Annotated in this window: 20 protein-coding genes and 1 tRNA gene; 10 read left to right on the top strand and 11 right to left on the bottom strand. The window is 63.3% G+C overall.

The genetic code is table 11. The annotated features are described in order from the left end of the window. Positions 1 to 123 precede the first annotated feature (123 nt). Entirely contained in the window at positions 124 to 900 is a 777-nt protein-coding gene (locus ACQKI2_RS13155) for a DODA-type extradiol aromatic ring-opening family dioxygenase (protein ID WP_427380118.1), read from the bottom strand. A 173-nt stretch (positions 901 to 1,073) separates the two neighbouring features. Here ACQKI2_RS13155 and ACQKI2_RS13150 point away from each other — a divergent pair, with 173 nt between their 5' ends. Both ACQKI2_RS13150 and ACQKI2_RS13145 read left to right on the top strand, forming a co-directional pair. Continuing rightward, a complete protein-coding gene (locus ACQKI2_RS13150) occupies positions 1,074 to 2,285 on the top strand; it encodes an acetyl-CoA C-acetyltransferase (RefSeq protein WP_427380117.1) in 1,212 nt (403 codons plus the stop codon). Positions 2,286 to 2,497: 212 nt separating this feature from the next. Further along, a complete protein-coding gene (locus ACQKI2_RS13145; RefSeq protein WP_035599606.1) occupies positions 2,498 to 2,707 on the top strand; it encodes a cold-shock protein in 210 nt (69 codons plus the stop codon). 86 nt (positions 2,708 to 2,793) lie between these two features. On the opposite strand, the gene ACQKI2_RS13140 is transcribed toward ACQKI2_RS13145, so the two are convergent. The 5 genes from ACQKI2_RS13140 to ACQKI2_RS13120 all read right to left on the bottom strand — a co-directional run bounded on the left by ACQKI2_RS13140 (position 2,794) and on the right by ACQKI2_RS13120 (position 7,369). Continuing rightward, positions 2,794 to 3,459, bottom strand: a complete 666-nt coding sequence (locus ACQKI2_RS13140) for a DUF2490 domain-containing protein (protein ID WP_427380116.1) — start codon at positions 3,457 to 3,459, stop codon at positions 2,794 to 2,796. A gap of 123 nt (positions 3,460 to 3,582) precedes the next feature. Beyond that, on the bottom strand, positions 3,583 to 5,028 hold the full coding sequence (locus ACQKI2_RS13135) for an SLC13 family permease (RefSeq protein ID WP_427380115.1): 1,446 nt from the start codon (positions 5,026 to 5,028) through the stop codon (positions 3,583 to 3,585). Positions 5,029 to 5,087: 59 nt separating this feature from the next. Then, positions 5,088 to 5,173: transfer RNA gene (locus ACQKI2_RS13130), tRNA-Leu, on the bottom strand. A 146-nt stretch (positions 5,174 to 5,319) separates the two neighbouring features. Next, positions 5,320 to 5,946 carry an FMN-dependent NADH-azoreductase gene (locus ACQKI2_RS13125; RefSeq protein WP_427380114.1) on the bottom strand — a complete coding sequence of 209 codons (627 nt, stop codon included), beginning with the start codon at positions 5,944 to 5,946 and terminating at the stop codon, positions 5,320 to 5,322. 142 nt (positions 5,947 to 6,088) lie between these two features. Beyond that, positions 6,089 to 7,369, bottom strand: coding sequence for an FAD-dependent oxidoreductase (locus ACQKI2_RS13120; RefSeq protein WP_427380113.1), 1,281 nt, complete (start codon positions 7,367 to 7,369; stop codon positions 6,089 to 6,091). Between the two features lie 184 nt (positions 7,370 to 7,553). Here ACQKI2_RS13120 and ACQKI2_RS13115 point away from each other — a divergent pair, with 184 nt between their 5' ends. Further along, positions 7,554 to 9,122 (top strand): hypothetical protein, encoded by a 1,569-nt coding sequence (locus tag ACQKI2_RS13115; RefSeq protein ID WP_427380112.1) that lies wholly within the window; start codon positions 7,554 to 7,556, stop codon positions 9,120 to 9,122. Between the two features lie 2 nt (positions 9,123 to 9,124). Here the strand turns inward: ACQKI2_RS13115 and ACQKI2_RS13110 are convergent, their stop codons facing one another. Further along, positions 9,125 to 9,991 (bottom strand): pirin family protein, encoded by an 867-nt coding sequence (locus ACQKI2_RS13110; RefSeq protein WP_427380111.1) that lies wholly within the window; start codon positions 9,989 to 9,991, stop codon positions 9,125 to 9,127. A gap of 119 nt (positions 9,992 to 10,110) precedes the next feature. Between ACQKI2_RS13110 and ACQKI2_RS13105 the strand changes: the two genes are divergently transcribed. Further along, complete coding sequence (locus ACQKI2_RS13105) at positions 10,111 to 11,421, top strand: amidohydrolase family protein (RefSeq protein WP_427380110.1); 1,311 nt, start codon at positions 10,111 to 10,113, stop codon at positions 11,419 to 11,421. 93 nt (positions 11,422 to 11,514) lie between these two features. Here ACQKI2_RS13105 and ald read toward each other — a convergent pair whose 3' ends face one another. From ald to ACQKI2_RS13090, 3 genes are all read right to left on the bottom strand, one after another. Next, a complete protein-coding gene (gene ald, locus ACQKI2_RS13100) occupies positions 11,515 to 12,636 on the bottom strand; it encodes an alanine dehydrogenase (RefSeq protein WP_427380109.1) in 1,122 nt (373 codons plus the stop codon). A 158-nt stretch (positions 12,637 to 12,794) separates the two neighbouring features. Next, positions 12,795 to 13,466, bottom strand: coding sequence for a TorF family putative porin (locus tag ACQKI2_RS13095; RefSeq protein WP_427380108.1), 672 nt, complete (start codon positions 13,464 to 13,466; stop codon positions 12,795 to 12,797). A 197-nt stretch (positions 13,467 to 13,663) separates the two neighbouring features. Then, the gene (locus tag ACQKI2_RS13090) at positions 13,664 to 14,476 is read right to left on the bottom strand and encodes an SDR family NAD(P)-dependent oxidoreductase (protein ID WP_427380107.1); all 813 of its coding nucleotides are present in this window, start codon (positions 14,474 to 14,476) and stop codon (positions 13,664 to 13,666) included. 174 nt (positions 14,477 to 14,650) lie between these two features. Here ACQKI2_RS13090 and ACQKI2_RS13085 point away from each other — a divergent pair, with 174 nt between their 5' ends. Then, positions 14,651 to 15,073: a BLUF domain-containing protein gene (locus ACQKI2_RS13085; RefSeq protein WP_427380106.1), complete on the top strand. Its 423-nt coding sequence runs from the start codon at positions 14,651 to 14,653 to the stop codon at positions 15,071 to 15,073. Here ACQKI2_RS13085 and ACQKI2_RS13080 read toward each other — a convergent pair. Further along, on the bottom strand, positions 15,070 to 16,020 hold the full coding sequence (locus ACQKI2_RS13080; RefSeq protein ID WP_427380105.1) for a hypothetical protein: 951 nt from the start codon (positions 16,018 to 16,020) through the stop codon (positions 15,070 to 15,072). The genes ACQKI2_RS13085 and ACQKI2_RS13080 overlap by 4 nt on opposite strands. Positions 16,021 to 16,165: 145 nt before the next feature. Between ACQKI2_RS13080 and ACQKI2_RS13075 the strand changes: the two genes are divergently transcribed. The 5 genes from ACQKI2_RS13075 (at position 16,166) to ACQKI2_RS13055 (ending at position 19,798) form a co-directional block, all read left to right on the top strand. After that, the gene (locus tag ACQKI2_RS13075; RefSeq protein WP_427380104.1) at positions 16,166 to 16,732 is read left to right on the top strand and encodes a hypothetical protein; all 567 of its coding nucleotides are present in this window, start codon (positions 16,166 to 16,168) and stop codon (positions 16,730 to 16,732) included. Positions 16,733 to 16,765: 33 nt separating this feature from the next. Then, a complete protein-coding gene (locus ACQKI2_RS13070; protein ID WP_427380103.1) occupies positions 16,766 to 17,617 on the top strand; it encodes a TIGR01459 family HAD-type hydrolase in 852 nt (283 codons plus the stop codon). Between the two features lie 105 nt (positions 17,618 to 17,722). Next, positions 17,723 to 18,154, top strand: coding sequence for a MaoC family dehydratase (locus tag ACQKI2_RS13065; protein WP_291049777.1), 432 nt, complete (start codon positions 17,723 to 17,725; stop codon positions 18,152 to 18,154). After that, positions 18,154 to 19,080, top strand: a complete 927-nt coding sequence (gene ribF, locus ACQKI2_RS13060) for a riboflavin biosynthesis protein RibF (RefSeq protein WP_427380102.1) — start codon at positions 18,154 to 18,156, stop codon at positions 19,078 to 19,080. Before ACQKI2_RS13065 ends, ribF begins: the two co-directional genes overlap by 1 nt. A 148-nt stretch (positions 19,081 to 19,228) precedes the next feature. Further along, the gene (locus ACQKI2_RS13055; protein WP_035601833.1) at positions 19,229 to 19,798 is read left to right on the top strand and encodes a YbjN domain-containing protein; all 570 of its coding nucleotides are present in this window, start codon (positions 19,229 to 19,231) and stop codon (positions 19,796 to 19,798) included. Positions 19,799 to 19,982: the final 184 nt, after the last annotated feature.

Genomic DNA, 19,982 nt, shown 5'->3' with positions numbered 1-19,982 from the left:
CCTCCTCTCCCGGAGGGAGAGGGGTTTGGACTTCGCCGCGAGCGCAACGCTAAACCCCTCTCCCGCGAAGTGGGAGAGGAGGGGCCCATCGCAAAGCGATGGGAGGTGAGAGGCTTTAAGGGCCTAAGCGGCAAACTCAAACGCATCCATCCTCAGCACACTGAAAGTTACGGACGTGTGCAGCCGAGCCATCTGTGCACCCTTGCCAGCCGCGCCGAGGGCCACGAACAGTGGCAGGAAATGCTCCTCCGTCGGATGGTTGCGGGCGGCGTTTGGGGCGAGCCTGCGATAGTTCACGAGATCGTCCACGCGGCTTTCGGCCAGCGCTGCGTTTACCCAGTCACCGAAGGATTTCACCCAATCGGGCTCCGCATTCGGGCCGCGCCAGCTGACACTGCGCAGGTCGTGCGTCAGGCTGCCGCTGCCGAGGATCAGCACGCCCTCTTCGGCCAGAGGGCGTAGCGCCTCGCCCAGCCGCAGATGATGCGCCGGGCCAAGATGGGTTTGCAGGGAAAGCTGCAGCACCGGAATATCCGCCTCTGGCCAGGCAAGCTTCAGCGGCACCCAGGCACCATGATCAAGGCCGCGTGCCGGATCAAGCGTGGCTGGCAGGCCCGCCCCGTCCAGCAGCGCCTTGATGCGCGCAGCCAGAGCCGGGTCGCCCGGCGCGGGGTATTGCTGCTGGTACATCACTTCCGGGAAGCCGCCAAAATCATGGATCGTCGGCGGGGCAGGCGCGGCGGTGATGCTTGGGGCAAGTGTTTCCCAATGGGCGGAGACGGCAAGGATCGCCTTCGGGCGCGGATGCGCCTTGCCCAGCTGCATCAGGAAATCGCGCGCGGGCACATCATCGAAAATCAGCGTGGGCGAGCCATGCGACACGAAAATCGGCGGGGTCATCAGAGGAGGCCTCCTTCAGTCTTGCTTCCCCTTAGGTAAGAGAGGTTTCCTGCCGGGAACAGGCCTGCGCTGGCCTGACTGTTATGCGGGCCTCGCATGAAAGAGGCCGGGTTGCGCTGGGGCGCAGGCCGGGCTTAACAGGGGCGGACTTTGGATACTCCCGGGAGGAATGAATGCGCGATGTGGTGATTGTCGAGCCGGTGCGGACGGCGGTGGGCGGCTTTGGCGGCTCGTTCAAGGGCGTGCAGGCGCATGAGCTTGGCGCCGCCGTGGTCGAAGGGCTGATGGCGCGCACGGGCCTGGCGAAAGACAAGGTCGATGATGTGATCTTCGCGCAGTGTTATCCTTCCATGGACGCGCCCGCGCTTGGCCGGGTGGTGGCGCTTGATGCCGGCCTGCCGGTGGAAGTGACCGGCATGCAGATCGACCGGCGCTGCGGCTCAGGCCTGCAGGCGATCATCAATGCGACGATGCAGGTGGCGACCGGCGCGATGGACTGCGTGATCGCGGGCGGCGCCGAATCCATGAGCAACGCGCCCTTCTACTCCACCAATTGGCGCTGGGGGCTCGGTCAGGGCAACATGACCGTCAATGACGGTCTCGTCACCGGGCGCCTCACCGCAGGCGGCAAGAACTTCCCTGTGCCGGGCGGGATGCTGGAAACGGCTGAAAACCTGCGCCGCGATTACCAGATCACCCGCGAGGCGCAGGACGAGTTTGCCGCCGCCTCCCATGCCAAGGCCGTGGCCGCGCAGACATCCGGCGTGTTCGCCGAAGAAATCATTCCGTTCACGGTCAAAGGCCGTAAGGGCGACACGGTGGTGGACCGGGACGAACATCCCCGGGCGGATTCCACGGTGGAGGTGCTGTCGAAGCTGAAAGCCATCCGCCTGAAGCAGGACGCCGAAGCCACCGTCACCGCCGGCAATGCCAGCGGCCAGAATGATGGCGGCTCGGCCTGCCTCGTGATGACGCGCGAGATGGCTGAGGCCAATGGCCTCAAACCCCTGGCGCGGCTTGTTTCCTGGGCCGTGGCGGGCGTTGGTCCGGCGGTGATGGGCATCGGGCCTGTTCCGTCTACGGAGAAAGCGCTGAAACGGGCAGGGCTTTCGCTGAAAGACATTGACCTGATCGAGCTGAACGAAGCCTTTGCCGCGCAGGTGCTTGCCTGCACCAAGGCGATGGGCTTCTCGAAGGAGGACTATGCGCGCCTTAACGTGCATGGTTCCGGCATTTCACTGGGCCACCCTGTGGGCGCAACCGGCGGGCGCATCCTGGCCACGATGCTGCGCGAAATGGATCGCCGCGGGGCGCGCTATGGCCTTGAAACCATGTGCATTGGCGGTGGGCAGGGGCTCGCGGCGGTGTTCGAGCGCGTTAACTGAGAATTCGGTCAGGCTCCGGAGCGTCCGGAGCCTGACAGTAATTTAAACTTGCATTCTGCCTGTGGATGGCGCATATGGCTGGCATCGACATTGGCCGGACGATCAGGCGCGTGCGCTCACCAGGGTGAGTTGCGGTTTCAGAAACTCTCCAAAATTCGATACGCAAGGGCTGACACACTGTCAGTCCACATATGACTATGAGACTTATCTAAATGACCCAAGGTATCGTGAAGTTCTTCAACACCCAGAAGGGCTTCGGCTTCATTTCGCCCACCACCGGCGGCAATGACGTTTTCGTGCACATCTCGACGCTTGAGCGCTCGGGTATCGCCCAACTCAACGAAGGCCAGAAGGTTTCCTACGAAACCGCCATCGACAAACGTTCGGGCAAGCCTGCTGTCAGCTCCATCGAGCTGGTCTAACAGTTCTTCAAGGCAGACGCCTCGCCGTTTGCCTGACGTAATTGCGAAGCGCGCCTCCTCACCGGGGCGCGCTTTTCATTTGGGGCTCAGAAATCGCGTGAAACAGTGATGACGAGGTGATGGTTGGTCTCGTCGGGGGCGCCGCGTTCGTTCTCGAACTGGTTCATGTAACCGAATTCCCAGCTTACCTTGTCGTTCATGTCCCAGGCGAGCAGAAGCTGGCTGCGGGCTTCGGTGAAGCCGTCAGACTGGCCCCAGTCGGTATCGTTCAGTTCAAAGAACAGATCCGTACTCAGCGAGATTTCGAAGGGGGTTCCTTCGAGAGGGCGCTTGACGCCGAACTCCTGGCGCAGGCGCCAGCCGGTATCGTCCCAGCCTTCGCGCCGGCGTTCTTCCAGGCGCGAGCGGCCGTCAAATTCGAAGCCATAAGCTTCGCCGAAATCATAGCTCAGCTGTTGCCAGAGGCGGTGTTCCTTCCGGTCTGGCCCCTCCTGGCGCACGCTGGCCCATAGATAGCCGCCGCTGATCTTGAACGTGTCATTCAGGCGATAGCCGATGCCGGGGCGCAGCTCGATCGTGTCGAGATCGCCGTCTGGCTGGTAGCGCAGATCCGCGTCAAGCGAGAGGCTGATAGCCCTGTTGTCGAAGGGTTTGGCCTTGGTGCTGGCGGCGGTCCATATCTGGTTTTCCGCCAGGGCAGGGCAGGCCGCAGCAATGGCCAGAGCGGTCAGGGCAAAACAAGTACGTCGCATGCGGTGGCGTCTACCCCAACAAATCTGACACAATACTGACAGGCAGGCGCGCAACTAGGCGTGCGCAAACTACACGTCAATCGCAGTTTTGTGACATTTTCGCTTAGGGGCGCGCCGGCGGGATCAGAGCCCGAAATACAGCGTTACGATCACCACGCAGGCGATGTTGAGCCAGAAGCCTGCTCGCATCATCTGGCCGATGGAGAATTGCCGCATCCCGAAGACCACGGCGTTCGGCCCGGTGGCGATGGGCAACATGAACGCGCAGGAAGCCACCATCGCGCAGGGCAGGATCAGGGTGCGCACATCTATACCGGTTGCCTCTGCCAGCGCGCCCAGCACCGGTAGGAAGGTGGTCATGGCGGCCACATTCGACATTACCTCGGTTAGGAAGATGAGGATGGTGACGACGATCAGGATCACAATGATGGGCGGCAGGGCGGCCAGGCCCGCCAGCGAGTTGCCGAGCCAGCCGGCGAGGCCGGACGCCTGAACCGCCGCGGCCAGAGACAGGCCGCCCCCAAACAGCAGCACAACATCCCAGGGCACAGCCTTGGCATCCTCCCAGTTCAACAGGGCCCAGCCGCCGGGTTGGTGGTCTGGCGCGCGGCTGCCATGGGGCACGAGGAACATCAGGATGGCCCCCATGATGGCGATGCCCATATCCGTCAGCCCGGCGAACAGGGGGATCAGGACAAGCTGTTCCCGCGTGATCCAGGCAAGCGCAATGAAGCCAAACACGATGGCAACGCGCGTTTCCGGCGTCGTCATCCTGCCAAGCGCGTCACGCTGGGTGCGCACTGTGGCGCCGGCGGCTTTGGCGGAGGCGGCGTCTGACTTGATGCCCCAGGTGAGGATCAGCCAGGCCATCGGCAGCATGATGAGGACAACCGGAAGGCCGAAGCTCATCCATTCACGGAAGCTGATATCAATCCCGGCATTGTCATTCAGCCAGCCCATGGCGATGAGATTGGTGGGCGTGCCAACGGGGGTGGCAAGGCCGCCGATTGAGGCGGAGTAAGCAATCCCGAGCAGCAGGGCGCTGCCAAGCCGGGCGCCGCCGCCCGCCGCGACAGCGACCGAGAGCGCAATCGGCGCCATCATCAGGGTGGTGGCCGTGTTGGAAATCCACATCGAGAGCAGGGCGGTGGCCAGCATGAAGGCCCCGGTGAGCAATTTCAGCCGCCCGCCCGACAGCATCAGCACATTCAGCGCAATGCGGCGGTGCAGGTGCCATTTCTCGATGCCGATGGCCATGATGAACCCGCCGAGCAGCAGCAGCACCACGGTATCGGCATAGGGTGCGGCAATCTCACGGAGGCTTGCCACGCCTGTCAGCGGCAGAAGCGCCAGGGGGATCAGCGAGGTGGCCGCAATCGGGATCGCCTCAGTGGCCCACCAGATGGCCATCAGCACCAGAACACCGGCGACAAGCATACCGCCGCGCTCCAGCCCTTCGGGCGGCGGCAGCACGGCAATCAGGATGGCAAGGGCGGGCCCGGCAAACAGTCCCAGGCGGGCGGCAAAGCCGGGTTTCAACGCGGCGGCCTGCCGGTCTCCTGTTGTCATTAATACAGTCCCCGCTTGTTTCGTTTCCCGACGCTACCGGTTTTTTGCCGGAGGGCAAATGGTGCCGGCGGCCGGACTCGAACCGGCACGGCCGTTGGGCCTAGGGATTTTAAGTCCCCTGTGTCTACCGTTTCACCACGCCGGCACCTTGGGAGGGAGCGTTAAGGCGAGCCTTCCGGCTTGGCAAGCAAGGGATGTCTTGCGCCCCAAACGCAAGGCGCCCGCGCTCCGGGGCGGGAGCGCGGGCGCACGTCGCTGCGCGCCGGCAGGGGTGGCCGGCGGTGGGGGAGATCAGGCAGCGACGGTGGAGAAGGAGCGGGCGACCCTGGCGATCTCGCTTTTGGCGCCGGCAATCGCGGCATCGCGCGCTTCGGGGCCATAGCCGATCTTTTCAGCATGGATGAAGGTGACATCCGTAATGCCGATGAAGCCGAGCAGGTGGCGCAGATAGGGTTCCTGGAAATCTGCCGCCGCGCCGGGGCCTTCCGAATAGAGCCCGCCGCGCGAGGTGAGCACGATGACCTTCTTGCCTTTCAGCAGGCCTTCCGGGCCTGCCTCGGAGTAGCGGAAGGTTTCACCGGCGCGCAGCACGAAGTCGAACCAGGCGCGCAGAGAGGTTGGCACCGAGAAGTTATACATCGGGGCGGCGATGACGATGGTGCTGGCGGCGCGCAGTTCTGCAATCAGCTCGTCGGAAAGGGCGCGGGCTGCAAATTCCTCTTCGGTGGCGGGCGTGCCGCGCACGCCGGCAAGGTTTGCGGTGGTCAGGTGGGGCACAGGGTTGCTGCCGAGATCGCGGCGCACAACGGCCGTGTTCGGGGCCGCCTCAAGCGCCCGGCTGACCGTTTCCTCGATCAGGATGCGGGACACCGAAGCGCCGGTATTGGCGCTGGAATTGATGACGAGAAGATTGGACATCGGATGCCTCCATTTGGCGTGTCGTTTCAACACTGCTGAAAATGGGGGCGGCCGGGCGGCTTTGATCCTGCGGGCTCACGATAACATTTATGCAGGGACGTGATGAAAAACCGGTCCCGGCGGCCGGTCATGCGCTGAAGGATCAGGCACCTTGCTTGAGGCTCGACAGCAGTTTGGGGGTCAGCGCCTTGTTGAAGCGGGAGATATTGGCGACCGATTCGTGCGAGAAGCTCGCCCCGGAATACCAGGACCGGGCCTGCCCCTGCATCGCCTGCATCCGGCCAAGAAGGCCGCCTTCGATGGCCTTGAGATTGAGGTGGGGGAAATAGCGCCAGTTCTTGACGTTTACCACGTTGACCAGGCGGGCGCCGAGATCGGCCAGATCCCGCTCCAGGAAGACGCGCAGTTCCGGCACCGTATAATCGCCCGGGATCTGGCCGGTGACATAGAGATGGCCGCCGAAGTCCGGGCTGTGCCCTTCATAACGCGCCGAGATCAGCTGGCCGGGATAGGAGCCCGGCAGGAAGGCCGTCGAGAAGGAGCGGATGTCTTCCTCGGTAAACCAGTTCTCCACAACGATCAGCGAGGTGGCATAGCCCTTCCATGTCACCGCATCGGCGACGGCGCGTTCATCCGCTGTCGGATCAGTGACGAGGCGCGCCCAGTCATCCAGCGGAATGGTGCAGGCAAGGGCGCTGGCGGCGAGCTGTTGCCCGTCAGCAAAATGCAGCAGCGCTTCCTTCGGCGAACGTTCGATCTTGGTGATCTGATGGGAGAGGCGCACATCGAAATCTTCCGCCAGCACTTCCCAGAAATTCGACCAGCCCTGGGAGGGCATGATCAGCTTGCCGGTGGCGCCGCTGATGATGGCGTGATGGTCTACCCACATCATCGCCTGATAGATCGACACTTCATTCAGATAGCCATAGCCCAGCGCCGTCACCGCGCGGTACATCATGCGCATGATCTTCGGCAGCTTCTGCTCGGTCAGCCAGTCTTCGGCAGACATGGCCGCCTCGGCCAGCGCGCGGGGATCATCGGGGTTTTTCTTCAGCCGGCCGAGCAGGTTCTGGCGGCGTGCCAGATAGATCATCACTTGCTGAGGCAGGGAGGCGCCGGGGGCTTCGTTCACATAATCGCGCATGCCGGCGCCATCGACCGTTGTGCGCCGGAGCAGGCGGAAAGGCTTGCGCTGGCGGCGCATCCATTTCAGCACGTCCTTATACGCGCCTGTGGCATAGCAGGTGCCCATCTCGGCAATCAGGTCGCCAAGGTCCATACTGTCGGACTTTCCGCCGAGGCGGCCTGCCTGTTCGATCAGGGTGACCTGTGAATAACCTGTGAGCCGCAGATATTGCGCGAGCGTCAGCCCGCCGGGGCCTGCGCCGACAATCGCCAGGGAAGTTCGATCCGGCAGGCTCATAGATAGTTATTCTTCGGTTAACACGACCGTGAAGGTCGCACGCTTCGGGAAAAACCGATCTTCATCATGTCCTGTTAGTAACGCTCGCATGAAGATGTCGATAGGCCTGTCAGACGTTATACTTTTCCCGCTCATTGGGGTCGGGAGATTCAAGCGCCGTGAGACGCCTGATGTCCCTGCCTATATGCACCATCGTCTGGTGTCACTACTGACGGTGATGGGCTTTATCAACATCGTGAACTCTGCTGCGGTCGTGTTCACGCTGTATGGCGAAACAAATACGGTGCTGCTGTTTGGCTGGATGATTCCGGTCTGGGTGTTTGCGATTTCGCAGATCGCCTGGAGCCGTAGCCGCTGGGACCGTTCGCCTGCGCGCCCCGTTCGCGGCCGCTTCCTGCGCCGCGCTGAAGTGGCCACCGGTGTGGTCGGTGCCTGGTGGGGCCTTTGTGTCATTCTGGCGCCGACGGGTGATGTCGGCCTCAAGGTGTCGATGTTTGCCATTGTGTTTGGCATGTGCGCCGGCGTGGTGGCCGTTGTTTCGCCGGTGGCGAACGTGGCGGCCCGCTTCCTGCTCGGCGCGGCAACCACGGCAACTGTCGGATTTTTCCTGGCGCCCGTGGGCCTGCCGGCCACGATCGTGGTGCTCGGCCTTGTGCTGACGCTGGCCTCGGCCTTCGCCAGCCTCAACGCCTATCGCAATCTGCTGATGGAGATGGAGGCCAAGCGCCTCGCTGCGCAGAACCATGAACAGCTCCTGGACGCTGTGACCGCGATCCCTGAAGCGTTCGCCATCTATGATGCGGCCGGCAATGTGATCATCCAGAACGCTGTTCACCAGCGCTGGTTCCCCAAGGGGCTGGACAAGTCAGATTTCCGTCCGGGAACGGATATGCGCAAGCTGGCCGATGTTGGCGGCGTGATGCGGTCCTGCGTGCCGACCAGTTCCGGCGGCCGCGTGATCATCCACACCGATGTTTCCAAGATGGACGAACTTCGTCAGGAGGCGGATGAAGCCCGCCGCGATGCCGAAGAAGCCCGTCTGGCTGTGGAGCGCTTTGTGGGCTCGGTGACGCGCGAACTGCGTCTGCCGCTGCGCACCCTGCGCACGATTGCCTCGCGCTTTGAAACCCGCAGCAATATTCCTTTTGATGACAAAGAGATCCGCCTTGCCGGTGACAAGATGGTGAGCTTCGCTGACCAGGCGCTGAGCCTCGTGGACGAGGTGCTCTCCATCACGCAGGGCGGCGACAGTGTGGTCGACGGGGCTGACGTCTCGCTGAAAACGACGCTGGCGCAGGTGATCACGCAGAAGCATTCGGCGATCACCACACTCGGCGTGGAGATTGACGAACCCAGCGGTCAGGATGCGATGATCGACAGCGCCAAGGCGGCCCGTGTGCTGTCGCGGGTATTCTCGGCGGTTCTGCTCGAACTGGGCCAGGTGTGCCGGGGCGGTGGATCGCTGCGCGTGCGCTGCGGGGTGCGCGGTGAGCAGGGCTGGGTGTCCGTCGAGGCGGCAAAACTGGCCAATGGCACGCTGCAATCGGAACTGACCGAGGATTATCTGTCAGAAAGCTCTGAGAACCGGCTCGTCTGGCGCGCGCTGATGCAGACCATCGGTGGACAGATCGAAATGCGCGAGGCGCGTAACGGATCGATCGTGTACATCCTGAAGTTCAACACCAACGCCACCTCGACCAAGCAGGGCGACGCCGAAGCGCTGGCCCGCCCGCATTCCGGCCGCGCTGCCTGAGGTCAGCCCTCGGGCAGGGGCGTGAACTCCTGCTCATCGCCATCGGGCAGCTTCATCCGGCCCTGTTTCCAGTCTTCCTTGGCCTGTTCCAGGCGTTCCTTGGACGAAGACACGAAGTTCCAGAAGATGAAGCGTTCGCCGACTGGCTCGCCGCCGAGCACCATCACGGTTGACGCTTCATCTGCAGTCACCACGACGTCGCCCTTGCCGAGCACGGCCATCTGGCCCGCGCCGATCTTCTGGCCGGCCACGTCCGCGCTGCCGCTGGCGACATAGACCGCGCGCTCAGGATATTCATCCGGCACTTTGCGGCGGGTGCCCTTCTCCATGTCCCAATGCATGTAGAACATCGGGGACCGGGTGTTTACGCGCGCGTCGAGACCTTCTGCCTTGCCGGCAATAAGGCGGCCCTTGAGGCCCGCCTCATTCCAGACGGGCAGGGTGTCAGCGGGGTGATGCCAGAAGCCGGGATCGATTTCCTCGTCCTCCTTCGGCAGGGCCACCCAAGCCTGGATGCCGTGCATATGAGCGCCGTTCATCCGGGCATATTCGAGACGTTCGGAATGCGTGATGCCCTTGCCGGAGGTCATCCAGTTGACGGCGCCCGGCTGGATTTCCTGTTTGAAACCAAGGCTGTCGCGATGGGTCATTGCGCCGGAATAGAGATAGGTGACCGTCGAAAGGCCGATATGCGGGTGGGGCCGCACATCCAGTTCGCGCGGGATGCCGGGGGCGAAATCCACAGGGCCCATCTGGTCGAAGAAGATAAACGGGCCGACCATCCGCCGTTTGGCGAAGGGCAGCACGCGGCCCACTTCAAAGCCGCCGCCGAGGTCTCGCGTGCGCTTGTCGATGATGAGTTCGATCATGTAGGCCTCCCTTATCTGGCATCAGTGTAGCCCACATGGGCGCGACGATGAGGTTTTTCTCGCCGCGTGCGTCTTATAAGAGTTATGTCAAATCTGTTGATCCTGGGAGGACTTATCCAATGACCCTATCAAGGCGCTTCCTGCGCACCGCCGCCATCGCGGCTTTTGCCGTGGCGGCTGCATTCCCGGCAGCAGCTGAAACTGTCATCATCCATGCCGGTAAGGTGCTGGATGTGCCGGGCAATCCGGTGCGCGGGGCGACCACGATCACGGTCACCGATGGCAAGATCGTCTCCCTGGAGAATGGCCACAAGGCTGCGCCCAACCGTTCGGTGCGCGTGATTGATCTGAAGGACAGCTTCGTGCTGCCCGGCCTGATCGACAGCCATGTTCACCTGACCTCCGACACTGGCGGCATTGCCGGCCAGCTGGAAGGCGTGACCCTTTCCCCGGCCGCCCAGGCCTTCGATGCCTGGACCAATGGCATGAAGACATTGAATGCCGGTTTCACCACCGTGCGCAATCTCGGCGATGGCGACGGGGCCGTGATGGCCCTGCGTGATGCCGTCAAGGATGGCCAGATCATGGGACCGCGCATCCTCGATTCGGCCGCCTCTATTTCCGTTTCCTCCGGCCATATGGACGGGTCGCTGGGCTTCCGGGACGATCTGCGCCCCTTCTTCAAGGCTGAAGGCAACACCTGTGACGGCGCGGAAGACTGCCGCCGCGCTGTGCGCCTGCAGGTGGCGCGCGGGGCGGACGTGATCAAGCTGGCGACGACCGGCGGGGTCAACAGCCGCATCGGCGCGGGCCTTGGCAAGCAGATGTTCGAGGACGAGGCCGATGCCATCGTCGCCACGGCCAAGCTGTTCGGCAAGAAAGTGGCCGCCCACGCCCACGGCGCAGACGGCATCCGCATCGCGCTGGAAGCGGGCGTCGACTCCATCGAGCATGGCACCATCCTTGATCCGGAAACCATTGAGGCCTTCGTGGCATCCGGCGCCTATTACGTGCCGACGCTTTCAACCGTGAACGGATATATCGAGCGGATTGAAGCCAATCCCGACGCCTATGAGCCCGATGTGCGCGCCAAGATCGACTGGCGCATCGGCATCACCGGAAAGAGCCTTGAAGTGCTGCACCCGAAAGGCGTCCCGATTGCCTTTGGAACCGACGCTGGCGTGTCCAAGCATGGCCGCAATGCCGATGAGTTCGAACTGCTGGTCCGCTTCGGCCTGACGCCGATGGAAGCCATCGAGGCCGCCACCGTCAACGCGGCAGACCTGCTTGGCGTGTCGGATATTACCGGCACCCTGGAGCCGGGCAAGAGCGCCGACATCATCGCCGTAAAAGGTGATCCGCTGGCGGACATCAAGGTTCTCAAATCCGTGAACTTCGTGATGGCCCGCGGCACCGTGGTCAAGCAATAAGCTTCTGCCGCTGGCAAAGGCTCCTGCCAGCGCAAAAGAAAGACCCCGGACAGAAGCGTCCGGGGTCTTTTTGTTTTTGCAGGCGGCTGATGATCAGACGACGGTAAGCCAGTCGGGCCGCACATATTTCTCGCCCAGATCACGCGCGACGAGCTTATGCGCGATGGTGCCCTGATCCACCGTCAGGCCATTGGCCAGATGCTTGTTGGCATTGATCGCTGCGCGCGCGCCGCGATTGGCAATCTGCATCACGAAAGGCAGCGTGGCATTGTTCAGCGCATAGGTGGAGGTGCGCGGCACCGCGCCGGGCATGTTGGCCACGCAATAGTGCAGGATGCCGTCCACCTCATAGATGGGATCATCGTGCGTGGTCGGACGGCTTGTCTCGAAACACCCGCCCTGATCAATCGCGATGTCGACCAGCACCGAGCCGGGCTGCATGGTGGAAAGCTGCTCACGGCTGACCAGCTTGGGTGCCGACGCGCCGGGGATCAGCACCGCGCCGATCACAAGGTCTGCATCCTTGATCGCTTCGGCCAGGGAGTGCGTGGTGGAGTACATCGTGTTGACCGTACCCCGGAACTGTTCGTCAAGTTCGCCGAGGCGGTCATTGTTGCGGTCGAAGATCCAGACGTCGGCCCGCATGCCCACGGCAATCTCCGCCGCATGGGTGCCCGAGACACCGCCGCCGATGATGACGACCTTGGCGGGGGCAACGCCGGGCACGCCGCCCAGCAGAATGCCGCGGCCCCGGCCCTTCGTGCGCATCAGCGCGCCGGCGGCCACCTGCATCGACATGCGCCCGGCCACCTGGCTCATCGGGCGCAGCAGCGGCAGGCCGCCGCGCGCATCCGTCACGGTTTCATAAGCAATGGCGAGGCAGCCCGATTCCATCAGGCCCTTGGCCTGCACCGGATCGGGGGCAAGGTGGAGATAGGTGAAAAGGGTGTGATCCTTGGTGAGGCGCGCGGTTTCTTCCGGCTGGGGCTCCTTCACCTTCACGATCAGTTCGCTCTCGCCGAAAACGGCGCCGGCATCGGGCAGGATGGACGCGCCGATGGCGGTGTAGGCTTCATCAGCAAAGCCGGATGCCACTCCCGCGCCAGCCTGGATGTTCACCTGGTGGCCAGCGCGAACGAGTTCGCCAACGCTTTCAGGTGTCAGGCCGACACGGGATTCCTGCTTTTTGACTTCGGTTGGAACACCAATTCGCATGTGCCTCTCCTTAAGGAAAGATCATGCCTATAAACCGCCTTTTGGGGCGGTTCTACCCCTGCGCAAAAACCGGGCAAAAAGAAAACCGCGTGTGGAATCCGGGTAGGCCCACACGCGGTTTGAGATTTCAGGCCCGGTATTCTGAGCCTTCAGGCAGATTACATGGAGCGCGAGATGGTGAACACGACGCGCTCGTCAGCCAGATCGGAGCCGTCGATGTCGGTATCCCAGTAGCGCAGGTCGAAGCCGAAGCCATAGGCCGAGTAGGTGCCGCCGAGCGACCAGTTGGTGTAGTCGTCACCCTCGTCGAACTGGTAGTTGCCGATGCTGGCGTCGACCGAGAAGGCATCCGTGAACGAGTAGCCGGTTGTGGCGGCGAGATAGATGTTCTCGTTGTCGATGTCGTAATAGGCTTCGCCGCCGACCGACAGGCCGCTTTCGAAAGAATAGCCGAGGGCACCTTTCAGTTCGACAAAGTCGAGATCGTCATCTTCCGTGTCCGGATAGGTGTAGTAGATGACGCCCACGTCCCAGCTGATGCCGTTGGACAGTTCGCCGGCCAGACCGCCATAGAAGTCCAGTTCGACATTGGCATCGGAATCGCTGTCGAAATCGATGCTGGACGCCCAGGTGCCAGCATAGAACATGCCGTTAGTGTAGTCGAAGCCGCCGGAGATGGCGAGGTCGCCGTTCGACTGCGAAACGCCGCGCCAGACATAGTCCGACGACAGAGCGACGTTGCCCGAAAATTCGCCTTGGGCACTTGCGGTGCCCGCTGCTGCCATCATGGCAGCAAGTGCGACACCCGCCTGATAAAACTTCATACGCATGCGTGTTAACCCCGTCTTGTGATCACGCTCCCGCTTGAGCGCCACGAACGAAGTTGCCGGTCTTTCCCCGGCTTGCCGATGCTGCCGCCACGCGAACACGCAAGAGAGGCGTTTGATCGCACCGAATTTGGGCAGGCGGTGCCGTCCATGCCTCACAATTGTGCGGCGCAGCGTCCAGAAATCAGGCAGTGCCCGAGTCAGCGTGCCTTCAGCGGGGCATATCCAAGATGCATACCGGCATCCACCAGCAGGGTTTCGCCCGTTACATGACGGGAAGCGTCGGTAACGAGAAACAGCGCTGAGTCCGCAATGTCATCCGGGCCAGAGGCGGCATTGAGGGGCACGGAGGCGGCGACGCCGGCCTCCATCTTCCTGTATTGTTCCTCGCTCATCGTATCCTTGAACCAGCGTGTGCCGATGAAGCCGGGGCAGACGGCGTTAACGCGGATGGCCGGGGCGAGTGCCCGGGCGAGGCTGATGGTCATCGTATTGAAGGCGCCCTTGGAGGCGGCATAGGCCACGGAGGAACCTACCCCCGCCACACCGGCAATGGAGGAAATGTTCAGCACAGCCGAAGCCCGGCCGGTCTGGCGGTGCGCCTCGACCAGCAAGTCCTTGGTTTTTTGAAGCAAAATGAAAGGGCCGGCGACATTGACCGAATAGAGATGCAGGAAATCCTCGCGGCTCAGCGCATCAAGGTCGCTGTGGTCGCGGGCATGTTTGGTGATGCCGGCATTGTTAACGAGAATATCGAGCCGGCCCGCCTGGGCGGCGGCATCGGCCAGCTTCTGGCAGCCCTCATCGGTGGAGACATCGGCCTGGACGAGGCGCGCCTGGGCGCCGGCGGCCTGGCAATCGGCCACGGTGGCCTCTCCGTCAGCGACGGATTTGGTACAGTTGATGATGACGCTGGCCCCGCGCTCGGCGAGTTTCAGGGCAATGGAGCGGCCAAGGCCGGTGGCTGAGCCAGTTACCAGGGCAGTGCGGCCTTCAAGATCGCGCGGGGTCATCTGTGGTCTCCATTATCCCTTGTTTTTCCTGAGGGTTTGCTGAGCCCGCGACCCTTGGGGAAGTCAAGGGGGCGCCGGCGCCCGCGTCGCGAGAGCAGCATGGGGGATTGTTTGCAACCGGCTGTTGCCGCTTCTTTGTGGGAACCAGACCGTAGACCCATTCGTTCTATCTGCATGAGCAATGATCTGTTTCGCCTTATCTATGTGAGCACCGCTCGCCCCGGATTGTCGGAGGAGGATATGTTGAATGTTCTCAACGCATCCCAGTCCAATAATGAGGAGCGGTACATCACCGGATACCTCGTGCATCACGGGGAGAACTTCATGCAGCTGATCGAAGGTCCGCGTGCAGAGGTTGAGGATATTTACGACCGTATCCTGAAGGACAAACGCCATACCGGTATCGTGCGCATCCTTGCCGAGAAGGCGGAGACGAGGGCCTTCCCGCGCTGGTCAATGAACTACTTCCGCGTGGACAAAAACGCACATAACGGGACAATGGTGCTCAGGCGCGACGACCCCGTGGACAGTCTGATGACCGCCGATGCGCCGCGCGACCTGATCCACACCTTCTCCAAATTCATCCGGCAGAGCTAAGCCCCTGGCCGGGCCCGGACGAACCGGGCGGCCGCGATGGCGAGGCCAACAAGGACAAGGCCGGCGATCAGCAGGCTAAGCGGCTCGGCGCCGAAGGTTTCGAAGTATTGCGTGTAGCCGTGGATCGCCAGAAAGACGACGGCGCTGACCGAGAGGAAGCCGCCGCGGCGGGCCATGAAGGCCAGGGTGAGCGACAGGGCGGCCCAGCCAATGGCGAAGATCCAGGGCGCAAGGCCGAAGACGGGCTGGGCGGTGTCTTCATAAGCCCATCGTGCACCGCCCAGAACATCGCCCCAGAGCGAGCCGACCCAGAAGGCAAAGTGAACCAGGATCAGACTGGTACGGGCCGCGACCGTGATCAGATTGGACCAGCTTTCCGGGACATGCCCGCGCAGCCGGTAGAGCCCGGCGGTGAGCAGGCCGAAGACGGCAATCGTCAGCGTCGGTTCCTCGACGAAGAGGGCGTAGCTGGCATGCCAGTAGCCTGTGCCCGAGCCGAAGACCGCCCCGAGGGCGACCACGGCGAGCGCGGCCAGGAAGGCCGAGCGATACCAGATCGCGCCTGCCGTAAGGAGGAAGGTGATCAGCAGGGCGGGCTGGGTTGGGTGGGTCTCGCGGAACTCCCAGCCGACCCAGCCGGCCAGGCCCAGCGTGCCCATAAGGGCGAGCGCCGTTCCCAGCAGCGTGAAGCTCTCGCCGGTCATCAGGCGGCGTAGCCCTTCTGCCCCCGCCAGCGCGCCGAGCGCCAAGAGCAGGCCGGTTGCCGCATTGGGCACCAGGGCGATAGCCGCCACCGAAACGGCGATGGCCCCGAAGATCAGGAGCAGGTTGACCGCCAGGCTGCCCCGCCGGTCTGGCAGGGCCAGCGCGGTGAGCCGGGCGGCTTCCTCCGGCGTGATCTGAGCGGTGGCCTGCAGCGCGGAGAGATCGAGGCGGATGATGGACATGGGCTTGCTCCAAAAATAGTGAGCGCTCACTAACATAATCAAATCCGTTGGGCAAGGGCCTTCCGCGTGCCTGCCCACGGGGCCCGTCTTGATTTCGCCGGGATTTGGAGGCTCCCTGAGGGTGGACGCCATGTGGAGGGACGCCATGCGCCGGGTTTTTGCTGTTATCTCTGCTATCCTGCCCGCTCTGGCGGTGGCCTGTGTGTATGCGCCGGAAGGGGCGCCGCCGCCGCAGCCCGTGACGCTTGCGGCGCCCGCGCCGGCACCCCCGGCGCATTTCGTGGCGCTGACGGCGACGCTGCCCCACGCACCCAGCGAGGGTCTGCCCCCCTCGGTGCTCGATCCCATTCAGGAGGGCGTCCCGCTGCTGCTTGATCTGACGCTTCTGCCGCCGCTGACCCCCTCGATCCGTCAGCCTGACGGCACCTACGTCCTCGCCGAGAGCTGTGATTTCGGGGTGGTGGAGGCGGGCGCGGTTTCGTTGCCAACAGGCTCCTATCACATGCTGATCAATGCCGAACTCGGCACGCCGTCGGCCAATCCGGCAAGCCTTCTGAGCTGCGAGTATGATCCCGCCCTGATGAGCGAGGACTCCCCCGGTGCAAGCTGGCGCCTGAGGGGCTGTTTTCTGCCGCAGGCCGTATCTATCCCCACAGCCACGCTCTGGGCGCTGAGCCCGCTGCCGGCGAGTGCGTGTGGCATCGGGAATTGACCCGGCCGCGTGCCCGGCCTAGCTCGCTAGGCCATGACAGCTCCGCTTTTCCCGCCCGGCCTTGCCGGTCTCGCCAGCCGCTATGACACCATCCTCTGCGATGTGTGGGGCGTGATCCATAATGGCCGCGCCGCCTTCACAGAGGCGTGCGACGCGCTGGTGAAGTTCCGTGCGGGCGGCGGCCGGGTGTGCCTGATCACCAATGCGCCGGTGCCCGAGGCCCAGGTTGTGCGCTATTTTGAGCCGCTCGGCGTGCCGGGCGGGGCCTTTGACGCCTGCGTCTCCTCGGGGGACGCAACCCGCTATGAACTCGCCCAGCGCCCCGGCCAGACCGTCTGGCGCCTCGGCGGGGATGAAGGCTGGGAGCATGACCGCCACCTTTACGAAGGCCTCGACCTGAAGTTTCAGGATGATGCGGGCGCCGATCTCTTGCTGTGCATCGGCCTGCGCGACATGGCGAACGACCAGCCGGAGGACTACCGCGCAGAGCTGCGCGAAGGCGTGGCGCAGGGCTTGCCGATGCTGTGCGCCAATCCGGACAAGCAGGTGCGCGTGGGCGGCAAGCTCTACTGGTGCGCCGGCGCGCTGGCCGATGTTTACGAGGATCTGGGCGGGCAGGTGATCTATCCCGGCAAGCCCTATGCGCCGATCTACCGGCTGGCGCTGGAACGGGTGGCCGCCATGGGCGCCCCGGCGCGCAATATCCTGTGCATCGGCGACAGCCCCGCCACCGATGTGCGCGGCGCCCGCACCCAGGGCTTTGACAGCCTCTATGTCGGCACCGGCCTCAAGCAGCATGGCGCTGATTTTGAAGCAGAAGTGACCGATCTGCTGGCCGATTACGGGGAAATGGCCACTTATGCGATGACAGGGCTCAGATGGTAAGCAAACCCTGGGCACCGCAGCGCCTCGCAGGCGAGCAGGGGTGACGGCGGCTTCTGCCCCGTGTAACGCACTTCAGGACACAGAATCAGGGAGTAATCCGGCCGCATGACCCAGTTCACCGGTTACAAATATGAAGACCTCCAGATCGGCCAGGCGCACGAGACGGTGCACACGATCACGGAGAACGACATCCAGCGTTTCGCAGAGGTTTCGGGCGACTATAACCCGCTGCACATGTCCGACGAGTTCGCCGCCAAGACGATCTTCGGCAAGCGCATCGCCCATGGCGCGCTGACGGCAAGCTATATCTCCGGCATCCTGGGCAACAATCTGCCCGGCCCCGGCGCAATCTTTGTCGGCCTCTCCATGCGCTTCAAGCGCCCGGTTCATATCGGCGACACGGTGACCGTGCGCGCCGAAGTGGCCGAGAAGCAGGACCGCGGCAACCGCGTTACGCTGAAGGTCGAATGCATTGTCGAAGGCAAGCGCGTCATCACTGGGGAAGCCGACGTGGTGGCCCCCAGCCGGGAGAAGTGATGGCAGTCTTTGCCGAATATCGCGGGCTGCCGGAAACGGCGCGGGGCGCGTCGATCGCGCTTGGCAATTTTGATGGCCTGCATGCCGGCCACCGCGCCGTGATGGACGCGGCGCGCATTGCCGGCCATGGCAGCTTTTCGGTGGCGACCTTCGAACCGCCCCCGCGCGCCTATTTCCGCCCCGGCGACCCGCCTTTCCGCATCCTGCGGCCAGAGCGGCGCAACGACCTGATCCTCGCTGCCGGCGCTTCCGATGTGTTCGAGCTGCCCTTCAATGGCGAGATGGCGGCGATGACCGATGAAGGCTTTGTCCGCCAGGTGCTGGTGGACGGGCTGGGCGTGTCGCATGTCTCCGTCGGCTTTGACTACCGCTTCGGCCGGGGGCGGATGGGCCATGCCCAGCGCCTCGCCAGCCTTGGCCGCGCGCTTGGGTTTGGCGTTACCATCGTTGAGGAAGTGTCCGGCCATGGCGGCAAGGCCTCGTCCACGGCCATCCGCCAGGCCCTGATGGCGGGCGAGCCGGAAGTGGCCGCAGACCTGCTGGGCGGCCCCTGGATTGCCGATGGCATCATCGAGCCGGGCGAGAAGAACGGCCGCACTTTCGGTTTCCCTACGGCCAACATGGCGCTGGGCGATCTCATCCACCCGAAGATGGGCGTCTATGCCGTCCGCCTGCGGATCGAGGGGGAAAGCGAGTGGCGCGACGGCGTGGCCAATTTCGGCCGTACACCGACTACCGGCCTGCGCGACCCGCTACTGGAAACCTTCATCTTCGACTTTAACCGCGAGATCTACGGACAGCGCGTCGAGGTTCAACTCATCGCCTATCAGCGCCCGGAACTGAAATTCCCCTCGCTGGACGCGATGATCGAGCAGATGCACAGGGATGCCGAACTGGCCAAGGAAATCCTCGCCACCCGCCGCTGAAAGGCGGGGCCGGGTGACCTGAGGCAGCAGGCCGGGTAACCCCCGGATGCACCATAAATTTTCCGTAATTTGCGCCGAGGGTGCCCCCTACACAGCGCCTGCAAACGCGCGCAGTCTGCTGTTGTTGGGACGCACACAGGAGGACACTTTGCGCCGTATTATCTCCACTCTGGCCCTCGCGGCCTTTATCGCCGCGCCGGCCTTGGCGCAGGGCGATCTCTCAGCGGATGTCAGCCTCGCCCGCGATGACCGGATGGTCCGTTCGGTGTTCCTGGCCGATCTGAAGGCCATCGTGGCTGATGCAGGCCATACCATTGATAGCGTCGGGGATGCGGGGGTGAACTCCGTCACAGGCATCACCCCGGATGGCCTCATCTATCACGTGGACGGTGCTGTCTGTGAAAACCAAGTCCGCCCCGGCTGCCTCGGGATCAACATCAATGTCCGCTATGACGGCGACGAGATGGTGACCTATGAGAAGCTGAACGCGGCAAATCTCGCCTGGAACCCGGTTTCGGTCGCCCTTGACGGCATTGTGGGCCAGGAGGGCTCCAGCCTCATCATCACCCGCTATGTCATCCTTGACGGCGGCATGACGATGGAAAACATCAAGGACAACCTCACAAACGCCCTGTCGATTGCGATGGATGTGGCTGACTTTGTCTGGGAAGTCGGCGACTATGCCACCGGCTATGAAGACGATTACGGCGATTGGTGAGCCCGCGCCGGCAGGGGTGACAGCCCCCGCCCGTTCATGCTAACCGCCCGGACCATGGAAAAGGCTCGGGCCCGCAAAATCATACGAATTAGCGGCCCGGCCGCCGTCTGAACCCTTGTTTCAGCGGTGGCCGGGTAAAGTTCGTTTGCCCCAATGATTTCAACCGGTGCCTCCGCTGCCCCCA

The sequence above is a fragment of the Hyphomonas sp. NPDC076881 genome, from assembly GCF_050269995.1.
Classification (GTDB): domain Bacteria; phylum Pseudomonadota; class Alphaproteobacteria; order Caulobacterales; family Hyphomonadaceae; genus Hyphomonas.
This window is presented reverse-complemented; position numbering and strand designations above follow the sequence as displayed.